At 75.7% G+C, this 16,654-nt stretch carries 11 protein-coding genes; all 11 read right to left on the bottom strand.

Going from position 1 to position 16,654, the window contains the following annotated elements; all coding sequences use genetic code 11:
* Window positions 1-8 precede the first annotated feature (8 nt).
* Window positions 9-3,419: a DEAD/DEAH box helicase gene (locus ACH4PY_RS05770; RefSeq protein WP_398176334.1), complete on the bottom strand. Its 3,411-nt coding sequence runs from the start codon at window positions 3,417-3,419 to the stop codon at window positions 9-11.
* 93 nt (window positions 3,420-3,512) lie between these two features.
* Entirely contained in the window at window positions 3,513-6,275 is a 2,763-nt protein-coding gene (locus tag ACH4PY_RS05775) for a pyridoxal-phosphate dependent enzyme (RefSeq protein WP_398176336.1), read from the bottom strand.
* A gap of 51 nt (window positions 6,276-6,326) precedes the next feature.
* On the bottom strand, window positions 6,327-7,982 hold the full coding sequence (locus ACH4PY_RS05780; RefSeq protein WP_398176338.1) for a copper resistance protein CopC: 1,656 nt from the start codon (window positions 7,980-7,982) through the stop codon (window positions 6,327-6,329).
* Entirely contained in the window at window positions 7,979-8,701 is a 723-nt protein-coding gene (locus ACH4PY_RS05785) for a YcnI family protein (RefSeq protein ID WP_398176340.1), read from the bottom strand. The genes ACH4PY_RS05780 and ACH4PY_RS05785 overlap by 4 nt, the downstream gene beginning before the upstream one ends.
* On the bottom strand, window positions 8,701-9,501 hold the full coding sequence (locus ACH4PY_RS05790) for an ABC transporter ATP-binding protein (protein WP_398176342.1): 801 nt from the start codon (window positions 9,499-9,501) through the stop codon (window positions 8,701-8,703). The genes ACH4PY_RS05785 and ACH4PY_RS05790 overlap by 1 nt, the downstream gene beginning before the upstream one ends.
* Window positions 9,495-10,613, bottom strand: a complete 1,119-nt coding sequence (locus ACH4PY_RS05795) for an ABC transporter permease (protein WP_398176344.1) — start codon at window positions 10,611-10,613, stop codon at window positions 9,495-9,497. The genes ACH4PY_RS05790 and ACH4PY_RS05795 overlap by 7 nt, the downstream gene beginning before the upstream one ends.
* 8 nt (window positions 10,614-10,621) lie before the next feature.
* Window positions 10,622-11,839, bottom strand: a complete 1,218-nt coding sequence (locus ACH4PY_RS05800) for an ABC transporter substrate-binding protein (RefSeq protein WP_398176346.1) — start codon at window positions 11,837-11,839, stop codon at window positions 10,622-10,624.
* 530 nt (window positions 11,840-12,369) lie between these two features.
* Window positions 12,370-13,035 carry a GNAT family N-acetyltransferase gene (locus ACH4PY_RS05805; protein WP_398176348.1) on the bottom strand — a complete coding sequence of 222 codons (666 nt, stop codon included), beginning with the start codon at window positions 13,033-13,035 and terminating at the stop codon, window positions 12,370-12,372.
* Window positions 13,032-14,171 carry an LLM class flavin-dependent oxidoreductase gene (locus ACH4PY_RS05810; protein WP_398176350.1) on the bottom strand — a complete coding sequence of 380 codons (1,140 nt, stop codon included), beginning with the start codon at window positions 14,169-14,171 and terminating at the stop codon, window positions 13,032-13,034. The genes ACH4PY_RS05805 and ACH4PY_RS05810 overlap by 4 nt, the downstream gene beginning before the upstream one ends.
* A 52-nt stretch (window positions 14,172-14,223) precedes the next feature.
* A complete protein-coding gene (locus ACH4PY_RS05815) occupies window positions 14,224-15,522 on the bottom strand; it encodes an NtaA/DmoA family FMN-dependent monooxygenase (protein WP_398176352.1) in 1,299 nt (432 codons plus the stop codon).
* A 413-nt stretch (window positions 15,523-15,935) separates the two neighbouring features.
* Window positions 15,936-16,574, bottom strand: a complete 639-nt coding sequence (locus tag ACH4PY_RS05820; RefSeq protein ID WP_398176354.1) for a TetR/AcrR family transcriptional regulator — start codon at window positions 16,572-16,574, stop codon at window positions 15,936-15,938.
* Window positions 16,575-16,654: the final 80 nt, after the last annotated feature.

Raw genomic sequence — 16,654 nt, forward strand, 5'->3', positions numbered from 1 at the left:
GCGGGGGTTCAGTCCCGGTGCTCCTGGTAGTCGACGCGCCGCAGCTGCCCGGCGAGCACGGAGAAGTGCGTGTGGCCGCGCCAGGACTCGTGGTCGCCGATGACGACCAGGCGGCGCCTGGCGCGGCTGACGGCGACGTTGAGGAGGTTGGGCTTCGCGGCCGCCCAGCGGCGGGACCCGGCCGCGTCCGGGTGGGTGCCGAGGACGAGGACCACCACGTCGGCCTCCTTGCCCTGCGCGGTGTGGACGGTGCCCACCCGCTCCCACGGGACCAGGCCCCGCAGTTGCTGCGCCGCGCGGGTCGCGACCTCCCGGAAGGGGCTGATGACGTAGAGCCGGTCGGCGGTCAGGCCCTCGGCGAGGAGCCGCTCCACGGTCGCGGTCAGCGCGCGGCCCTCGGCGGGCACCCACTTGCCCTCGGCCTGCGGGGAGCGCACATGCCACCAGAAGCTCTCCCGGGGCGGCCGGAAGTCGCCCCGGTCGCCGGTGCCGTGGACCATGAGCCCGGCGTACGCGATGGTGTTGCTGACGGTGAACATCGGCTCGTCGCAGCGGCGGTGGACACGCAGCGGCGCGCCGACCCACACCTGCGTGGAGCCGTCCGGGAGCTGCGCGGGCAGGGTCGTGCCCCACCGGCCGAGGCGGTCCGCGACCTGCTGGGCGGACGTCCAGGACGGCGCCCATTCCTGGGCGGCGCCGTGGTGTTCGCGCAGCCGCTGCTGGGCGGTCCACGGCAGCACGACGACCGGCTCCAGTTGCAGCGGGTCGCCGACGAGGACGGCGCGGCGGGTCCGCCACAGCGCGCCCACCGGCATCTGCGGTGAGGCCTGCCCGGCCTCGTCGACGAAGAGCCAGCCCAGGTCGCCGCCGCCGAGGCCGGTGAAGAGCCGGTCGTAGGAGGCGAAGGTGGTGGAGACCACCGGGACGGTGAGGAAGAGGCTCTGCCAGGCCGCGCGCACCGCCTCGGGCGCGAGGTCCTTCGGGGCGCCGCCCCCGACGACCTCCATGGCGGCCTGGAGGTTCCGGCGCATGACGTCGCCCGCGGCGCCCAGGAAGGCGCGGTGCAGCCGCAGCGCCTCCAGGAAGAGCCGGGTGCGGGCCTCGGCGAAGGCGGTGTCGGACCAGGGCGCGGACTTCTCCCGGCGCTCCGCGGCGGCGTCGTCGGCGTCCTCGGTGAAGTCCGCCGGGTCCGGGACGGCGTCCCCCCAGCGCTCACGGGCCGTGCGGACGGTCGCCTCCAGGGCCTCGACGGCGCCCCGCCGGACGTCCGCCGCCTCGGCCATGCGCTCCGCGGCGGCCAGCGTGTCGGCGGCCCGCCGGTGCCGGTCGCGGGCCGCGGCGGCGTCCTGACCGGCGCGTTCGGCGGCCGCGGACAGCCGCTCGTACGTCTCCTGCCAGGTGCGGTGGGCGCGGCCCGCGCCCAGCAGATTCCGCAGACCGGCGGGCTTCGCGGCGAGGTGCGCGCGGAGGTGGTCGCGGTGGCCGTGCTCGCTGTCCGCCGCCCGTTCGGCCTCCCGGGCCGCCTCGGCCTCCTGCCGCCGCAGCTCCGGTACGGCGCCCGAGGCCACGGCGGCGCTCGCCACCGCGTCGGCCAGCTCCCCGCGGGCCGCGGGCAGGGCGGCGAGCGCGTCGGCCACCTGTCGGCGCTCCGTGCGGAGCCGCTCGACCAGGCGCCGGGCGGCCTGGAAGCGCCGCCGGGCCCCGGCCCAGTCGACCGGCGCGGGCGCATGGGCGCCCCGGCCGCTCAGGACGTGCCACAGCCCCTCGTCGGTGGGGACGGACCGGCCGGGGGCGCCGCTCGCGGCCGGGGTGCGCCTGCTGCCCCACCAGAAGCTCTGGACGAACTCGCCGCGGTTCTTCCGGTTGCCGAGCCGGGCGGCGACGGCTCCCCACGCGGGCTCCCCGCCGAGCATGAGGCTCGCCTGCTCGGTCAGGTAGCCGGCTTCGTCGTGCCACTGGGGGGCGATGGCGCCGAGGGACGGGATCTCGCTGGTGATGTTCTCCACCGCCCCGTTGTTGGCCGAGGCGACGACCATCTCGTAACCGGCCAGCCGCGGCTTCAGCTCGTGCACGGTGCGCGTGTACTGCTCGCCGCGCCAGGTGTGCGCCTTCCCGAACGCGTCGCGCGGGTCGGCCACTTCGGCGAGCGCGCAGGCCCGCTGGGTGACCAGGGCGGCGATGACGTCGCGCAGCAGGGTGGTCTTGCCCGTGCCGGGCGGTCCGTTGACGGAGAAGACGCCGCCCTGCGTGCCGAGTTCGGCGAGCATCCGGTTGACCGCGAACTGCTGGCTCAGGACGAGCGAGTGGCCGGACGCCGAGGGCCAGCGTCCCAGCGGGATCCGGTCGGGACCGACCTCCGCCAGCACCTCCGCCGGGCGGTCCCGGACGTCCCGGCGCTGCCCGGTGTCGATCCGGGCCGCGTCCGTGAGGTAGGTGGTCAGCGGGCGGCCCGCGCCCTTGGCCGCGAGCTCGTCCGCGATCCGGTCGAGGTCGTCGGCGATGAAGCTGTTGAGGAAGCCCTCGTTCGCGGCCTCGTCCGCACGGTCCTCCCTGACCTGGACGCTCTGCACGCGGGCCGCGTCCGGCACCAGGTCCTCCGTGACGTGGAGGCGGGCGGCGAGCCATGCGGTGAAGGCGGCGATCCCGTCGAAGGTCACCGGGCGGGTGCCGAAGCGGGAGGGCGGTTCGCCGTCGTCCTCGTCCTCGTCCTCGTCCTCGTTCGAGGCCGCCCCGCCGCCCCGGAGCCGGTCGAAGGCCCCCCGGGCCAGGGATTCCGCCGTCTCCCCGGCGGCGGCCTGCGCGGCCTGCCCGACGACGCCCCCGACCGCCTCCCCCACCAGGCCCCGCGCCAGCGTGCCGAGGCCCGTGACGGCGCCCCCGGTCACCGAGTCGGCGACCAGCGTGCCCGCCGCGGCCAGCAGGCCCCCGGCGCCGGGCCGGGCCCCGCGTACGGTGAGCCGCCCGTCGCCCAGCTCCTGGAGGCACCGTTCGTACTCGGCGGCAGCGGCGTCGAAGCCGTCCAGCCACCGCGCGTCACCCGGCCCCGGGGAGCGGGTGCGCCCGACCGCCCACGCGCACGACGACACGCACACGGAGTCGGCCAGCAGCAGCCCGTCCTCGTTGACGGTGAAGGACAGCAGCGCGCTGGAGCCGCCGAGCCGCCCGTCGCGGTCCTCGGCGGCCGCGTCCGGGAAGACCTCGGCGAGCACGTCCCGTACCCGCTCCACCGGGAAGACCCCGCAGTAAACGGTGTGCTGCCAGACGCAGTCCTTGCGCGGCCGCGGCAGAGCGCCGCCCTCCTCCCACGGCAGCGGGACGCCCCGCTTGACCGCGACGACGTGCTCGCGCGGCCGGACGTCGGGCACCTTCTGCGGGCTGAAGAGCTCGACCGCCCGCCAGAACCGCACGACCTCGGCCATACGGCGTCGCTCACCGGCTCCCGCCGCCACGAGGCCCCCCTCCGTCTCCGCTTCCCCGCAACCCTAGCCCCGCGGGACCGGGCGGCGGGGCGGTCAGTGCCAGGTGGACGGGTGGTCGCGGTGGGTGGGGAGGTAGGCGGCGGGGGTGAAGTGGTGGTCGTAGAAGTCCGGGTCGAGGTGCTGGGCCTGGAGGTAGTTGAGGATGTGGACGGTGGGGACGGTGCCGGGGATCTTGCCGAAGGTCTCGTCGATGTAGCGCACCTGGCCGGTCAGCAGCCGCACGAAGCGCTCGTCGTACGGGGCGGCGGAGGCGCGGACGCCGCGGGTGTCGCGCCACGGGCCCGGGGTGGCGGGGTGGAAGGGGCCGCCGGGACCGAACTTGCGCTCGGTGAAGCGCTGTACGGCCTCGGCGGCGTCCGCGACGTGCGGGCGGGACAGCGTCTCGAAGACGCCGGTGAGGCCGGTCGGGTTGGGCAGCGCCCAGCGCTCGTCGTGCTGGACGTGGAAGCCGAGGCCGGGCACGTCCGGGCGGCCGGAGGCGCCGAGCACCGAGAGCCGGTCGATGCCGTCGAAGGTCCAGCCGCCCAGGCCCATCGCGCCCAGCAGCAGATGGCCGTTGTAGACGCCGGTGATCAGCTCGGCGCTCGCCTCGGCCAGGGTGTACTGCTCCACGAAGGACAGCGGGAAGGGGTCGCCCGCGTGCCGCAGGGACGGGTCGTGCGCGCCGGGCAGCGGGCGGCCGTTGACGTCGTCGTAGACGCCGTAGCCGTTCTGGAGGAAGAAGGCCAGGTTGGCGATGAGGTGCTGGGCCAGGTCGGCGACCGGGACGACGAGCAGGGAGCCGGGGTGGTTGGCGATCCAGGTGTTGTGGCCCTCCAGATACGGCTCCTCGCGGGGCAGCCACAGGCGTTGCGCGGACAGCTTGCGGTAACGGGCGGTGGTGGCGTTCAGCCAGGCGTCGATGTCGGGTTCGGTGCCGGGTTCGGTGCCGGGGCCGGTCTCGCCCGCCGGGGCGGCGTCGCGGGTGGAGAGGAAGTACGTGCCCGAGTCGTCGGTGAAGAAGAAGTCGGTGGTGTGGAAGCCGGCCGCGGAGGGGAAGGTGCGGCCGACCGCGGAGCCCGGGTAGTTGGGGAGGGCCGGGGCGTAGCCGGGGTGGTGCGAGATGCCGAAGTTCCAGCCGGTCACGCCGGTGACGACGGCGAGGACGAGCGCCCGCTCGGCCTCGCTGAGCGGCTGGACGGGCCTGGTGCTGGTGAAGGCCAGTTCGCCGGAGGGGATGCGGCCGCCGACCGGGAAACGCCGCGAGCGCCGCCCGTTGACGGCCGCGAGCAGCGGGAAGCGCAGCAGCCCGGCGATCGCCTCGCGCTCCTGCCCGGAGAGGCGCAGGGGCGGCGCGGGCTGCGACGCCGGGGACGCGGGCGTGGGCTGCGCGGCCGGGGACGCGGGTTCGGCGGCGGGGCCGGGCGCGGACGCGGGCCGTGCGGCCGGCGGGTCCGCCCGTACGGCGTGCCACCGCACCGTGCCCGTCACCCGGCCGCGGTGGAGGACCTGGGCGACCTCCCCGTCCGCCGCGTCCCACCTCGTCACCGCCGGGTCGGCCAGCGGCAGCCCGGCGCCCAGGCGCGGGCCGAACGGCCGTACCGCGCCGGTCACGGAGGGCGCCGCGCGCAGCAGCCCCGGGGTGGTCCAGCCGAGGAGGTCCGTGGGGTGCGGGGCGAGCCGGCGCCCGCCGCGCGGGTACGCGGCCAGTACCACGTCGTCCTCGCCCGCCCCGGCCGCGGTGAGCCGCCGGGCCGCCTCGGCGGCGTCCTCGTCCCGCTCCACCAGCGGCGCCGGGGCGGCGCGGTCGCCGACGAGCGGGCCCGCGGCGGGCTCGCCGCCGTGGAAGCCGTTCTCCGCGAGCCACCGGTCGTTGAAGTACGTCGACAGGTAGGCACGCCCGGAGTCCGGCAGCAGCACCACCACCGTGTCGTCCTCCGTGAGGTCGCGCGCCACGCGCAGCGCCGCGGCGAGGGCGACGCCCGAGGAGCCGCCCGCGAGGATGCCCTCGGTGCGGGCCAGCCGGCGTACCGCGTCGATCGCGTCCTGGTCCTCGACGGCGACGTAGTGGTCGATCACACCGGTGTCGAGTGCCTGCGGCCAGGTGTCCTCGGCGGCGTCGGGGTGGAGGAAGTGGCCCGCGCCCTCGATGTACTTCTGGCTGCCGTCGCCGCCGGAGTAGAGGGACGTGACGGGGTCCGCGCCGATCACCCGGACCCGGCCGCCGCTCGCCTCCTTCAGGAAGCGGCCCGTTCCGGTGACCGTCCCGCCGGTGCCGACGGTGGCCACGAAGTGGGTGACGGCGCCCTCGGTGTCGGTCCAGATCTCGGGTCCGGTGGTCGTGTAGTGGGCGGCCGGGTTGGCGGGGTTGTCGTACTGGTCGGCGAACCAGGCGCCGGGCGTCGCGGCGGCGAAGCGCATGCCCTGGGAGCGCATGCTGCCGGGGTGGTCGCGGGGCACGAAGGCGTCGACGAGGCGCACGTCGGCGCCGTACGCGGCGAGCTGGTCCCGCTTCTCCCGGGAGGTCGAGGAGCTGGTGAAGACCACCGCGCGGTAGCCGAGGTGGGCGGCGGCGAGCGCGAGGCCGATGCCGGTGTTGCCGCTGGTGACCTCGACGACGGTGCCTCCGGGGCGCAGTGAGCCGTCCGCCTCGGCCCGGCGGATCATCGACAACGCCGCCCGGTCCTTGACGCTCGCGCCGGGGTTCTGCCACTCGGGCTTGACGTACACGCGCGGGCGCAGGCCCTGCGCGGCGCGGGTGAGCCGGATGAGCGGCGTCCCGCCGACGGCGTCGAGCAAGGACTCGTAGCTGGCCATGGGGTCTCCTCGGACGGGCGGTCGGTCAGGCGGTGCGCCGGGGCGGGCGGTTCACAGGACCCGGTAGTGGAGTGCGGTGGTGTACTGCTCGGTCGGACCGGCGACGACGGTGAGTGTCGCGGTCCAGCGTCCCGCGGCGGGGACGACGACCGAGGAGCTGACGAAGGTGAACGCCGTGGCCCGGCCCGGAAGGACCGGACCCGGCAGCCGGTACGGGAAGGCGACCCGCACGTCCCGGACGCCCCCGGCGCCCTGCCCGACGTCGAGCTGCACCGACCGCGGCAGCGCGGTGGCGTCGCTCGCGCCCCGCGCGGTCACCCGGAAACTCTGCGGGCCGCGCCGGGCGGGGGCGACCTCGAAGGTCACGGTGTACGGGCCGGCCACCGTGTGCACGACCCTGGCCGGGGCGTACGCGGCGGCCGCGGGCGCGACGGAGGACAGCACACCGGAGACGACGACGATCACCGCGCCGATCCCGGCCTCGGCCCGCACCCGCCCGCGCAGCCGCGCGGTCTCCCCCGGCGGCACGGTGCCCGGACCGGCACCCCGGCGGCCCACCCAGCGGTGGCCGCGCCACCCCAGCAGCAGGGCACCGGCCACGAGCGCGAGCTTCACCAGGAGTATCCACCCGTAGGTCGTGCCCACCAGCGCGGGCACGTACCGCACCTGGACGAGCGCCTGGACCAGGCCGGTGAGCGCGAGCACGGCGACGGCGGACGCCGCGTAACGCGACCAGCGGGGCAGTCGGGCGAGCCGGGCGGGGGTCAGGCGGCGCCGCAGCAGCAGCCAGCCGAGGACGGCGAGGCCGCCCAGCCATGCCGTGACGGCCGCCACGTGGGCCAGCGTGAGCGGGAAGTGCCACCACGCGCCCGTACCGCCGTGCCCGTTGCGGACCACGGTGGCCAGCGCGGCGAGCGCGAGCACCGTCCCCCCGGCGGCGCGCAGCCGCGGCAGCAGAGCGAGGGCCGCCGCGAGCAGCCCGGCCCGCACGTACACCGCCCGGGCGTAGTCCGATCCGGCGAAGGCGCGCAGGCCCGTCCAGGTCGCGCCGCCCGGCACCGCGGAGGCGTCCCACAGGTACTGCGCCACCACCTGGAGCGCCGAGGCGAGCAGCGCCAGCAGCAGGCCCGCGGCGGCGGCCCGGCGCAGCAGCCGGCGCTCGCCGGGGTCGGCGCCGAGCACGAGTCCGGCGGGCAGCAGGCCGAAGGCGGCGACGAGCCCCAGGTAGAGCAGGCCCTTGACGGCTCCGGCCAGCAGTTGCAGCCCGGCGCTGGGCCGCGGGGCGGGCGGCGCGGCGGCGGCCTGCGCGGGCACGCCGTAGCCGAACTCGATCGAGCCGCCCACCGGGTGGGTGTCGGCGGAGACGACCGACCAGCTGGCGATGTACGTGCCCTTGGCGAGCCCGGCCCGCAGCCCGATGACCAGGGTGCGGTGCCCGCCGGTGAGCCGCACCGGGCCGGAGCCGACCTCCCGGCCCGCCGCGTCCACCACCCCGGCCGGGTGCTGTGCGGCGGGCAGCGTGACGGGCTCGTCGAAGGTCACCCGCACCTGCGTCGGGGGCGCGGCGACCCGCGCACCGTTCGCGGGGGTGGTGGCGACCGTGTACGCGTGCGCGGCGGCGGGCGGCGCCGTGCGCACCAGGCCGGTCAGGGCGCCGAGCAGGGCGAGGAGGGTGAGCGCGCAGCGCCGCCTCCAGGGCCCGGTCACGAAGGCGTACGCTCCGGCTCCCGGCTGCTCGCCTCGGCCGCGGGCGGTACGGCCGCGGAGCGGCGGGCCCTGGTCAGCGCGGCGCCGCCCACCGCCCCTGCCCCCAGGGCCAGCACGATGCCGGTGACGCCGAGCCAGGTGCCCCGCCCGGAGTCCGCCGCGCTCTCCGGCGAGGACGCGCCGGGGGCCGCCGCCGGGGTGACGGTCACACTGGGCGCCGGGTGCTCGGGCTCGGCCCCGCCCTGCGCCTGCTGCACCCAGTCGACCTCGGTGCCGTCGGAGTAGCGCTGCACGGTCGGCAGGTAGAGCGTGCCGCGGGCGGGCAGCGGGCCCACCGACAGCGCGAACCGCCCGAACTGCCCCGGCGCCAGCCCCTCCCCGGTCGCCGTCCAGGTCACCGCGGTGACGGCCGAGGTGACGGCCCGCCCGTCGTCGTCCTTGCCCGGCGTCGCGAGGGCGCTACGGGTGAGCTGCACGCGCCAGCCGGGCACGGGCTCGCTCAGCACCGAGGTCAGCGGGGTGGCGGCCGGCAGGTGCACGGTCAGCCCCACCGTGCGGGCGGTCTGCGACTCGACGGGCACCTTGAAGGTGAGCACGGCGCTGCCGCCGCCCGTCGTGTCCGACGCCGTCACGGTGACGTGCGCGGCGGCCGGCCAGGCCGCCGCGAGCAGCAGGGCCGCGGCCCCGGCCGTACCGGCGACCGCTCTGGCGTACGTCATCAGGTCCGTCCTGTCTGTTCGAGCTCGTCGGGCTGCGTGGTGGCCTCCTCGTCGAGCAGCGCGAGGATCCGCGCGCGCAGGGCGACGAACGCGGGGGCGGACTGCTCGCGCGGGCGGTCGAGCCCGACCTCGACGACCTCGCGGATACGGGCGGGGCGCGGCGACAGCACCACCAGCCGGTCGGCGAGCACCAGCGCCTCGCTGACGTCGTGGGTGATGAGGACCGCGGTGAAGCCCCGCTCCTGCCACAGCCGCAGCAGCTCGCCCTGGAGCACCCGGCGGGTCAGCGCGTCGAGCTTGCCCAGCGGTTCGTCGAGCAGCAGCACCGAGGGGTCGTTGACCAGCGCGCGGGCCAGCGCGGCCCGCTGTGCCATGCCGCCGGACAGCTGCGCGGGCCAGGCGTCGGCGAAGTCGGTCAGGCCGACGAGCGCGAGCGCGTCGTCGATGCGCTGCCGGGACGACGCCAGGGCGCGGCGGGCCTGCGGGCCGATCGCCACGTTTCCGCGGACCGTCCGCCAGGGCAGCAGCGTCGGGTCCTGGAAGACCAGCGCGCGGCTCGGGTCGGGCCCGGTCACCCGGGCGCCGCCGACCTGCACGGTGCCGAACAGCGGCCGGTCGAGCCCGGCGAGCAGCCGGATCAGCGTCGACTTGCCCGAGCCGCTCGGCCCGACCAGGGCGACGAACTCGCCCGGCCCTACCGACAGCGAGATGTCGTCGAGGACCGCGAGGTCGCCGTCGGCGGCGCGGAAGGCCTGCGTGACGTTGCGGATGTCGACGGCGGCGCCGTGGCCGGTCACCATCGGGTCAGCTCCTTCTCCCAGCGCAGCACCCAGCCGCGCAGCCGGAACAGCAGGGTCAGCAGCAGGCCGCAGACACCGACGAGGACGACGATGCCCGCGTACAGCGCGGGGAAGTCGCCCCAGCCCTTCTGCCAGTTGAGGTACCAGCCGAGCCCGGAGTTGACGCCGAAGTTCTCCGCCACCGTGAGGCTCACGAAGGACGAGCCGAGCGCCATGAAGGCCCCGGTGAAGATGCTCGGCAGCGCGGCCGGCAGGCTCACCCGCAGCACCAGGAACCAGCTCCTGGCGCCCAGGGTCTGTGTGACGTCGTAGTACGAGCGCGGCACGCTCACGATGCCCGCCCTGGTCAGGACGGTGATGGGGAACCACACGCTGACCGCGATCAGGAAGACCGCGCCGCTGTAGGCGCTCGGGAAGAGCGCGAAGATCACCGGGACCCAGGCCAGCGTGGGCACGGGCCCGAGGAACATCAGCACCGGGTGCACCCAGTAGTTGGCCTGCTGCCACCAGCCGATCGTCACACCGGTCGCGAGGCCCGCGACCAGGCCGAGCGCGAAGCCGAGCGCGAGCAGCTGGAGGGAGTTGCCCAGGCTCTCGGCGAGGATCCGCCGGTCGCTCCACAGGTGCTCGAAGATCTCCTGCGGGGCGGCGAAGTACGGCGTTTCGAGCGCCTGCGTCTTCGCGGTGGACAGCTCCCAGAAGACCGCCCAGGCCGCGGAGCCGACCAGCCAGGGCGAACCGTGCGCGACCCGGGCCGCCGCGCGCGCCCCGAGCCGGCCGCCGGTCGCGGCCACCGCCCAGAACACTGCGGCCAGACCGGCGACGGCCAGCCCGGTGACCACGGTGAAGGGCGTGGTGTGCCGGACGGCGGCGAGGTCGGGCGGCGGCAGCCGGGGGCTGTCGGACAGCGTCCAGGTGAGCACGCCGAAAGCGGCCCAGCCGAGGATGCCGGCCGCGGTGATGACGGGGTTGATACGGACCGGGTGGGTGGTCTTCTGCAGGGCGGCGTGGATACGGGCGGCGCCCTGCACGGTCTTCTCCGCCGGAGGCGGTTCGGCCGGCCGCGCCTCGGGGGCTGCCGCGGGCGGGCCGGTGAGCGGGGTCGTGGTCACGGGCGTCCTCAGAAGTCCAGGCCGAGGTTGACGAAGACCTTGTCGGCCAGCGCCGCGGCATCGGTGGCCGACGGCAGGAAGCCGGTGTGGATGAACTTCGCGATGCCCGGCCGCAGGGCCTCCTGGAGGTTCCTGGGCGACGGGTCGAAGGTGAGGGTGCGCAGCACCGGGAGGATGTTCGCGGGCTTGTCGGGGACGTAGTTCTTCGCGGACTCGATCTCGGCGGTCTTCTCCAGGTTGCTCCCCACCCAGCGCGAGCCGCGCGCCCACGCGTTGACGAGCTTGGCGGCGGTGACCGGGTCCTCGGAGACGAAGGTCTGGTTGAGGGCGACCGCGCAGCACGGGTACGAGGCGTTGCGGCTGAGGTCGCGGTTGTTCGACACCTCGCGCGCCCAGCCGTCCTTGACGCCCTGGATGATCGGCAGGAAGCCGCCCGCCGTCGCGATGGCGTCGACCTTGCCGTCCTTGAGCGCCTTGGGCAGCAGGTCCTGCTCGATGACCACCCATTCGACCTGCTTGGCGGCCGGGCTGGAGTTGATCCCGGCGTCCAGCAGGTCCAGAGAGAAGAAGTTGGTGGCCGAGCCCTGGAGGTTGCTGACGCCGATCCGGCGCCCCTTGAGGGCGGCGACGGAGGCCACGGAGCCGTCGTTGCGCACGTAGAGGTCGAGGCAGCCGTGGTGCAGGCCGCCGGACAGCTTGACGGGGGCGCCGTTGTAGATGGGGCCGAGGAAGTTGAAGAAGATCCCGTTGCTCGCGGTGTACTTGCCGGAGCCGACCGCCGCGGCGACGTCCTCGTCCGTACCGGTCTTCTTCAGGACGACGTCGAGCCCCGCCTCCTTGAAGAAGCCGTTCTCGTACGCGGCGATCAGCGGCGCGTCGCAGACACCGCTGGGCGCGGTGACCCGGATCTGGCGGCCCGCCCAGGACTTGGTGACGGTCAGGCCGTCCGCCTTGCTGTCGTCGGCCCCGCCGCGCCGCAGGAAGGCCCAGCTGCCCAGGCCAGCGGCGGCCGCGACGCCGAGGCCGACACCGCCGAGCGAGAGCAGGCGGCGGCGCGAGAGGCCGGAGGCGTCGTCGAGGTCGACGTTCGCCTCGACGAGCGGGGTGCCGCCTCCGGGCCCGGGAGCGGGTTCGGCGGCGGGTTCGGGAGTGGGCTCGCGGTCGGGCTCGCGGTCGTGGTCGGGCTCGTGCTCGTGCTCGGGGGAAGCGGGAAGGTCGTCACTCATCGTTCGCACATCCTGGGATCGGTTGGCGGGACGGCCCGGTGCCACGGCCGGGGAAGGCGGCACCGCGTGCGTACGCGTGGACGTACGCACGCGGGGCGCGGGCGTGGCGTGCTGCCGGGGATCAGCGGGAGGGCGCCGCGGCGCGGGCCGGGCGGACCGCGGTACGGCGGAGGGGGCCGGGCGGCCGGTTCGGTGACCGGCGGCCCGGCTCAGTGACCGGCGGGCTGCCCCGGACAGAGGGCGGCGGCTATGTGCCCGAGGTCGACGTGCCGGCGGCAGCAGCCGCGGAAGGCGGAGGGCTTGCCGCAGGACAGCGATGTCGGCCGCTCGGCCATCCCCCGCCACCCCCACTCGGCGGCACATGCCGCCCGCCCGTTCCGCGCTCGTCGAATGTCGCGGTCCGACACGGTGCGGCCGCGGCACAAAACGTAGCTCCGCGGCGACGAGCGGGGCAAGGCGGTGGTTTTTGCAGGTTCATGAAGGCTGTGTCAACGCGCTTTGCGGTCGTGTCAACGTGGTGTGAGGCCGTGTCACCGCGTCCTTTCCCCCGGTGAACGGGCCCCGGGGTCGGTACGCGGCAGGTCGGACCCGGACCCGGACCCGGCCCCGGACCCGGCCCCGGGCGTGTACGGGTGGCGGCGCGGCGGCGGGAACTCGTCCGGGCGGATCGGCTCGTCGCCCACCAGCCGCTTGGCGAAGGGCAGCGGGCCGGTCAGCGACCCGGGGTCGGCGGTGACGTCGAACAGCGGGGTGTAGCCGGTGACCAGGTACAGGCCGCGGGCCTCGGGCTGGCGCGTCCCGGTGGTCAGGTAGACCCGCCGGTAGCCGGCCTCGGCGGCGGCCCGTTCCAGCGCGGCCACCACGCGCCGCCCCAGCCCCTGGCGGCGGTGCCCGCTGTGCGTCCAGATGCGTTTGAGCTCCGCGGTCCGCTCGTCGAAGCGGCGGAAGGCGCCGCCCGCGACCGGTTCGCCGTCCCGCAGCAGCAGGAGCAGCAGCCCGCCGCGCCGCGGCTCGAACTCCTCCACCGGGTAGCGCGCCAGCTCCCGGCCGGCTCCGCCGGGCGAGGGGTAGCGGGTGCTGTACTCGTACTCCAGCTCCCGCAGCAGCGGCTGGGCCAGCGGGTCCGCCAGCGTCGCCACCCGCAGTTCGACGCGGGGCCCGGCGGGGCCCGCCGTCGTTCCCGGCGCCGCCGTCACCGCTGCGCCGCTTCCGCCACCGGCCGGGCCTCCCGCGCGTCCTTCGCCGCCCGTTCGGCGTCCCGGCGGGCGACCTCCGCGCGGACCAGCGGGATGACGTGGCGGCCGAAGTCGATGGCGTCGCCGAGCAGGTCGTAGCCGCGGGCCGAGATGATGTCGACGCCGAGGTCGATGTAGTCCAGCAGCGCCTGGGCCACCGTCTCCGGGGTGCCGACCAGGGCGTTGGAGTTGCCCGCGCCGCCCGTGACCGCGGCGGTGCGGGTCCACAGCGCGCGGTCGTAGCGCTCGCCCTGCTCGGCGATGCCGATCAGCCGCTGCGAGCCGGTGTTCTGCGGGGCGTCGCCGCCGCGCCGCCGCCACGTGCCCGCCGCCTTGCGCCGCTCGATGGCGGCGACCGTGCGGTCCGCCTTCTCCCAGGCCAGTTCCTCCGTCGCGGCGACGATCGGCCGGAAGGCGACCTGGATCCGCGGCGGGGTGCTGCGGCCCGCGGCCAGTGCGGCGGCCTTGACCGCCGCGATCTGCTGGGCGGTCTCCGCCAGCGGCTCGCCCCACAGTGCGTAGATGTCGGCGACCGCGCCACCGGCGGCGTACGCGGCGGGCGACGAGCCGCCGAACGAGACGTCGGGGTGCGGCTGCCGGACCGGGAAGACGTCGGAGACGTAGTCGTGGAAGCGGTAGTGCGCGCCCTCGTGGTCGAACGCCTCGTGCTCGGTCCACACCCGCTTGACGATCTCGATGTACTCCCGGGTGCGCGCGTAGCGCTCGTCCTTGGCCAGCACGTCGCCCTCGCGCTGCTGCTCGTGGTCGCTGCCGCCGGTGATGAAGTGCACCGCGAGGCGGCCCTCGCTGATCTGGTCGAGGGTCGCGAACTCCCGTGCCGCGAAGGTCGGGTAGGACACGTTGGGGCGGTGCGCCAGCAGGATCTGCAGGCGCTCGGTGCGCGCCGCGAGGTACGCCGCCGCTGTGCCCGGCTCCGGCGAGGCGGAGCTGTACGCGAACAGCACCCGGTCCCAGCCGTGGTCCTCGTGGGCGCGGGCCAGCCGCAGCGTGTAGTCCTTGTCGAAGGAGGAGCCGCTGCGTGCGGTGGTCTCGGAGCCGTCGTTGGTGGCGGCGATACCGAGGAATTCGACGGGCATGGCGAAGCCTTTCGTGGTGGGGTGGGAGGGGGTTCTTCGGGGGGCGGGGTGGTCAGGTGCCCGCGGGCGGCAGGTCGAGGCCGAGGTTCTCGCGCAGCGTCGTACCGGCGTAGTCGGCGGCGACGATCTTCCGTTTGCGCAGCTCGTGCAGGAGGCCGTTGACGGCGAAGTCGTGCTGGCGCGGGTCGTCCAGCCCGCCGACGAGGACGACGTCGAGCACCCCGGCCCTGAAGCGCTCCTCCACCGCGTCGGCCAGCTGCTCCGGTGTGCCCGCGGCCGCCCAGTGGCCGGTGTCCTGCGCGGCGACGATCAGCTCGCGCAGCGTGTAGCCCTGCCGTGCGTACCCGGCGAAGATGTCGACGCGGCCGCGCCGCCGGTTCACCGATGTGACGTCCGGCAGCAGGCTCTCGGGCAGCTTCGCGTCCAGCGGCAGCCCGGAGAGGTCGAGGCCGCCGCCGAGCATGTCGGCCACCTGGGCGCGGCCGCGTTCAAAGTCGATCGCCTCGCGCCGCTCGCGCACCAGCCGCCGCGCCTCCTCCTCCGTGGCGCCGTAGGTGGCGTGGAAGGAGCTGAAGATCAGCGGCAGCCCGCCGGGCCGGCCGAACTCCTCGGCCTGGCTGCGGATCTTGCGGGTGAAGTCGAGCGCGACGTCCAGTGTGGGCAGCGAGGTGAACACCACCTCGGCGTACCGCGCGCCCAGCGTGCGGCCCGCGTCGGACTGCCCGGCCTGGAACTGCACCGGGCGGCCCTGCGGCAGCGGCGGGATGTTCAGCGGGCCCGCCACCGAGAAGTAGCGCCCGTGGTGGTCGATGGGCCGGACCTTCGCCGGGTCCAGCACCGCGGTGCCGTCCGGCCCGCGGGTCAGCGCGCCCGGCCGCCAGCTGTCCCACAGCGCGTTGACGACGTCCAGCGTCTCGGCGGCGCGCGCGTACCGCTCCTCCGGGCTCGGCAGTTCGCCGGGTCCGAAGTTCTCCTCGCCGAGCGAGGACGTCACCAGGTTCCACGCGGCCCGTCCGTTGCTGACGTGATCGAGCGTGCCGAACAGCCGCGCCAGGTTGTACGGGTGGTGGAAGGTGCTCGACACGGTCGCGATCAGGCCGATCCGCGAGGTCACCGCGCTCAGCGCGGACACGAACACCAGCGCCTCCTGCGAGCCGATCGCGCCCTGCGCGCCGAAGCTCAGCAGGTCGGCGGTGAACAGCGCGTCGATCCGCGCGGCCTCGGCGAGCGCCGCGACCCGCAGCGCGGTGTCGAGGGTGGACCGCTGCGGGTCGAGCGCGAGGCCGTACGTCTCCGACACACCGCCGGCTCCGGTCACGGTCTTCAGCGTCCTGGGGGGTTTCGCGCTCACGGGGGCGTCCCTTCTCGGCCGGTGCCGGGGGCACCGGTGGCGTCGTGGGGCTGGGGCTGGGGCTGGGCCTGGGGTTCGGCGTCGGCGGTGCGCGCGCGGGCGCGGGCGGCCGCCGGGGCTCGCGGGCACGGCGGCGCGCGAGCGGAAAAAGGGGTGAGGGGGGCCGTCAGGGACGGCGGTGCGTCAGCGACAGAGCGCGGTGTGGGTACGGCACAGGTCGACGTGCCGACGCTTCGTACAGCCGGGCCGCGGAACCGCGACCCCGGCCGGTACGACGCGCGAACCCTTCACGACCACTCCGATCGGCCGGGCCCCGAGGGCCGGGCACTGCTCCGCGGCCCCGGGGACGTCCCCGGCCGCGTGATCCGTGTTGACGGTGCGGGACGAACGTACGTGGCGGGCAGCGGGAGTTGTCAAGACCCCCCGGCCCGCGGCGGTCCCGCGTGCAGGCGCGGGGCCCGCGGGAGCGGCGGCGACGGCGGCGCGGCGCGGAACGCCTCGATCACGTAGGCGGCGAAGCGGCGGGACGCCGCGAGGCGGACGGCGGGCGGGGCGTCCTGCGCGCCGCGGTGCGCCATGAGCATCAGGATCAGGTCGTCGACGACGAAGTCGGGGCGCAGCGCACCCGTCCGCTGCGCGCGGCGGGTCAGCTCCCCGACCGCGCGCAGGGTCTGCTCGCGGTCCGCCGCGAAGTCCATGGCCTCGGGGAAGGCCGCCGCGAAGACGTCAGCGAACCCGCGGCTGTGGGCGTGCAGTTCGCAGATCCGCGTCACCACACCGCGGAATCCGCGCCACGGGTCGGCGTCGGCGAGGGCGTCGCGGACCACCTCCCGGCAGGCCCGCCGCTGGTCGGCGTACGCCGCGTGGATCAGCTCCCGCTTGGTCGGGAAGTGCCGGTAGAGCGTGGCCGGGCCGACCTCCGCGCGCCGGGCCACCTCCCGTACGGGCGCGCCCAGGCCCGCCTCGGCGAAGACCGTCCGCGCGGCCGCCAGGATGCGGGCGCGGTTGTCCCGGGCGTCCGAGCGCAGCACGTGAGACACATGGGCCGTCATGCCCTCCCACTTTAGCCAGCGGGCCGCGCCCGGCCGTTACGTTCCGGCAGCGGTAAGGCCGATCCGTACGAGCAGAAGCC

The organism is Streptomyces sp. NPDC021224 (genome assembly GCF_044332905.1).
GTDB lineage: Bacteria > Actinomycetota > Actinomycetes > Streptomycetales > Streptomycetaceae > Actinacidiphila.

Coding starts and splice junctions, on each gene's coding strand:
- ACH4PY_RS05770 (WP_398176334.1), bottom strand. CDS start 3,419: ATGGCCGAGGTCGTGCGGTTCTGGCGGGCGGTCGAGCTCTTCAGCCCG.
- ACH4PY_RS05775 (WP_398176336.1), bottom strand. CDS start 6,275: ATGGCCAGCTACGAGTCCTTGCTCGACGCCGTCGGCGGGACGCCGCTC.
- ACH4PY_RS05785 (WP_398176340.1), bottom strand. CDS start 8,701: ATGACGTACGCCAGAGCGGTCGCCGGTACGGCCGGGGCCGCGGCCCTG.
- ACH4PY_RS05790 (WP_398176342.1), bottom strand. CDS start 9,501: ATGGTGACCGGCCACGGCGCCGCCGTCGACATCCGCAACGTCACGCAG.
- ACH4PY_RS05800 (WP_398176346.1), bottom strand. CDS start 11,839: ATGAGTGACGACCTTCCCGCTTCCCCCGAGCACGAGCACGAGCCCGAC.
- ACH4PY_RS05810 (WP_398176350.1), bottom strand. CDS start 14,171: ATGCCCGTCGAATTCCTCGGTATCGCCGCCACCAACGACGGCTCCGAG.
- ACH4PY_RS05820 (WP_398176354.1), bottom strand. CDS start 16,574: ATGACGGCCCATGTGTCTCACGTGCTGCGCTCGGACGCCCGGGACAAC.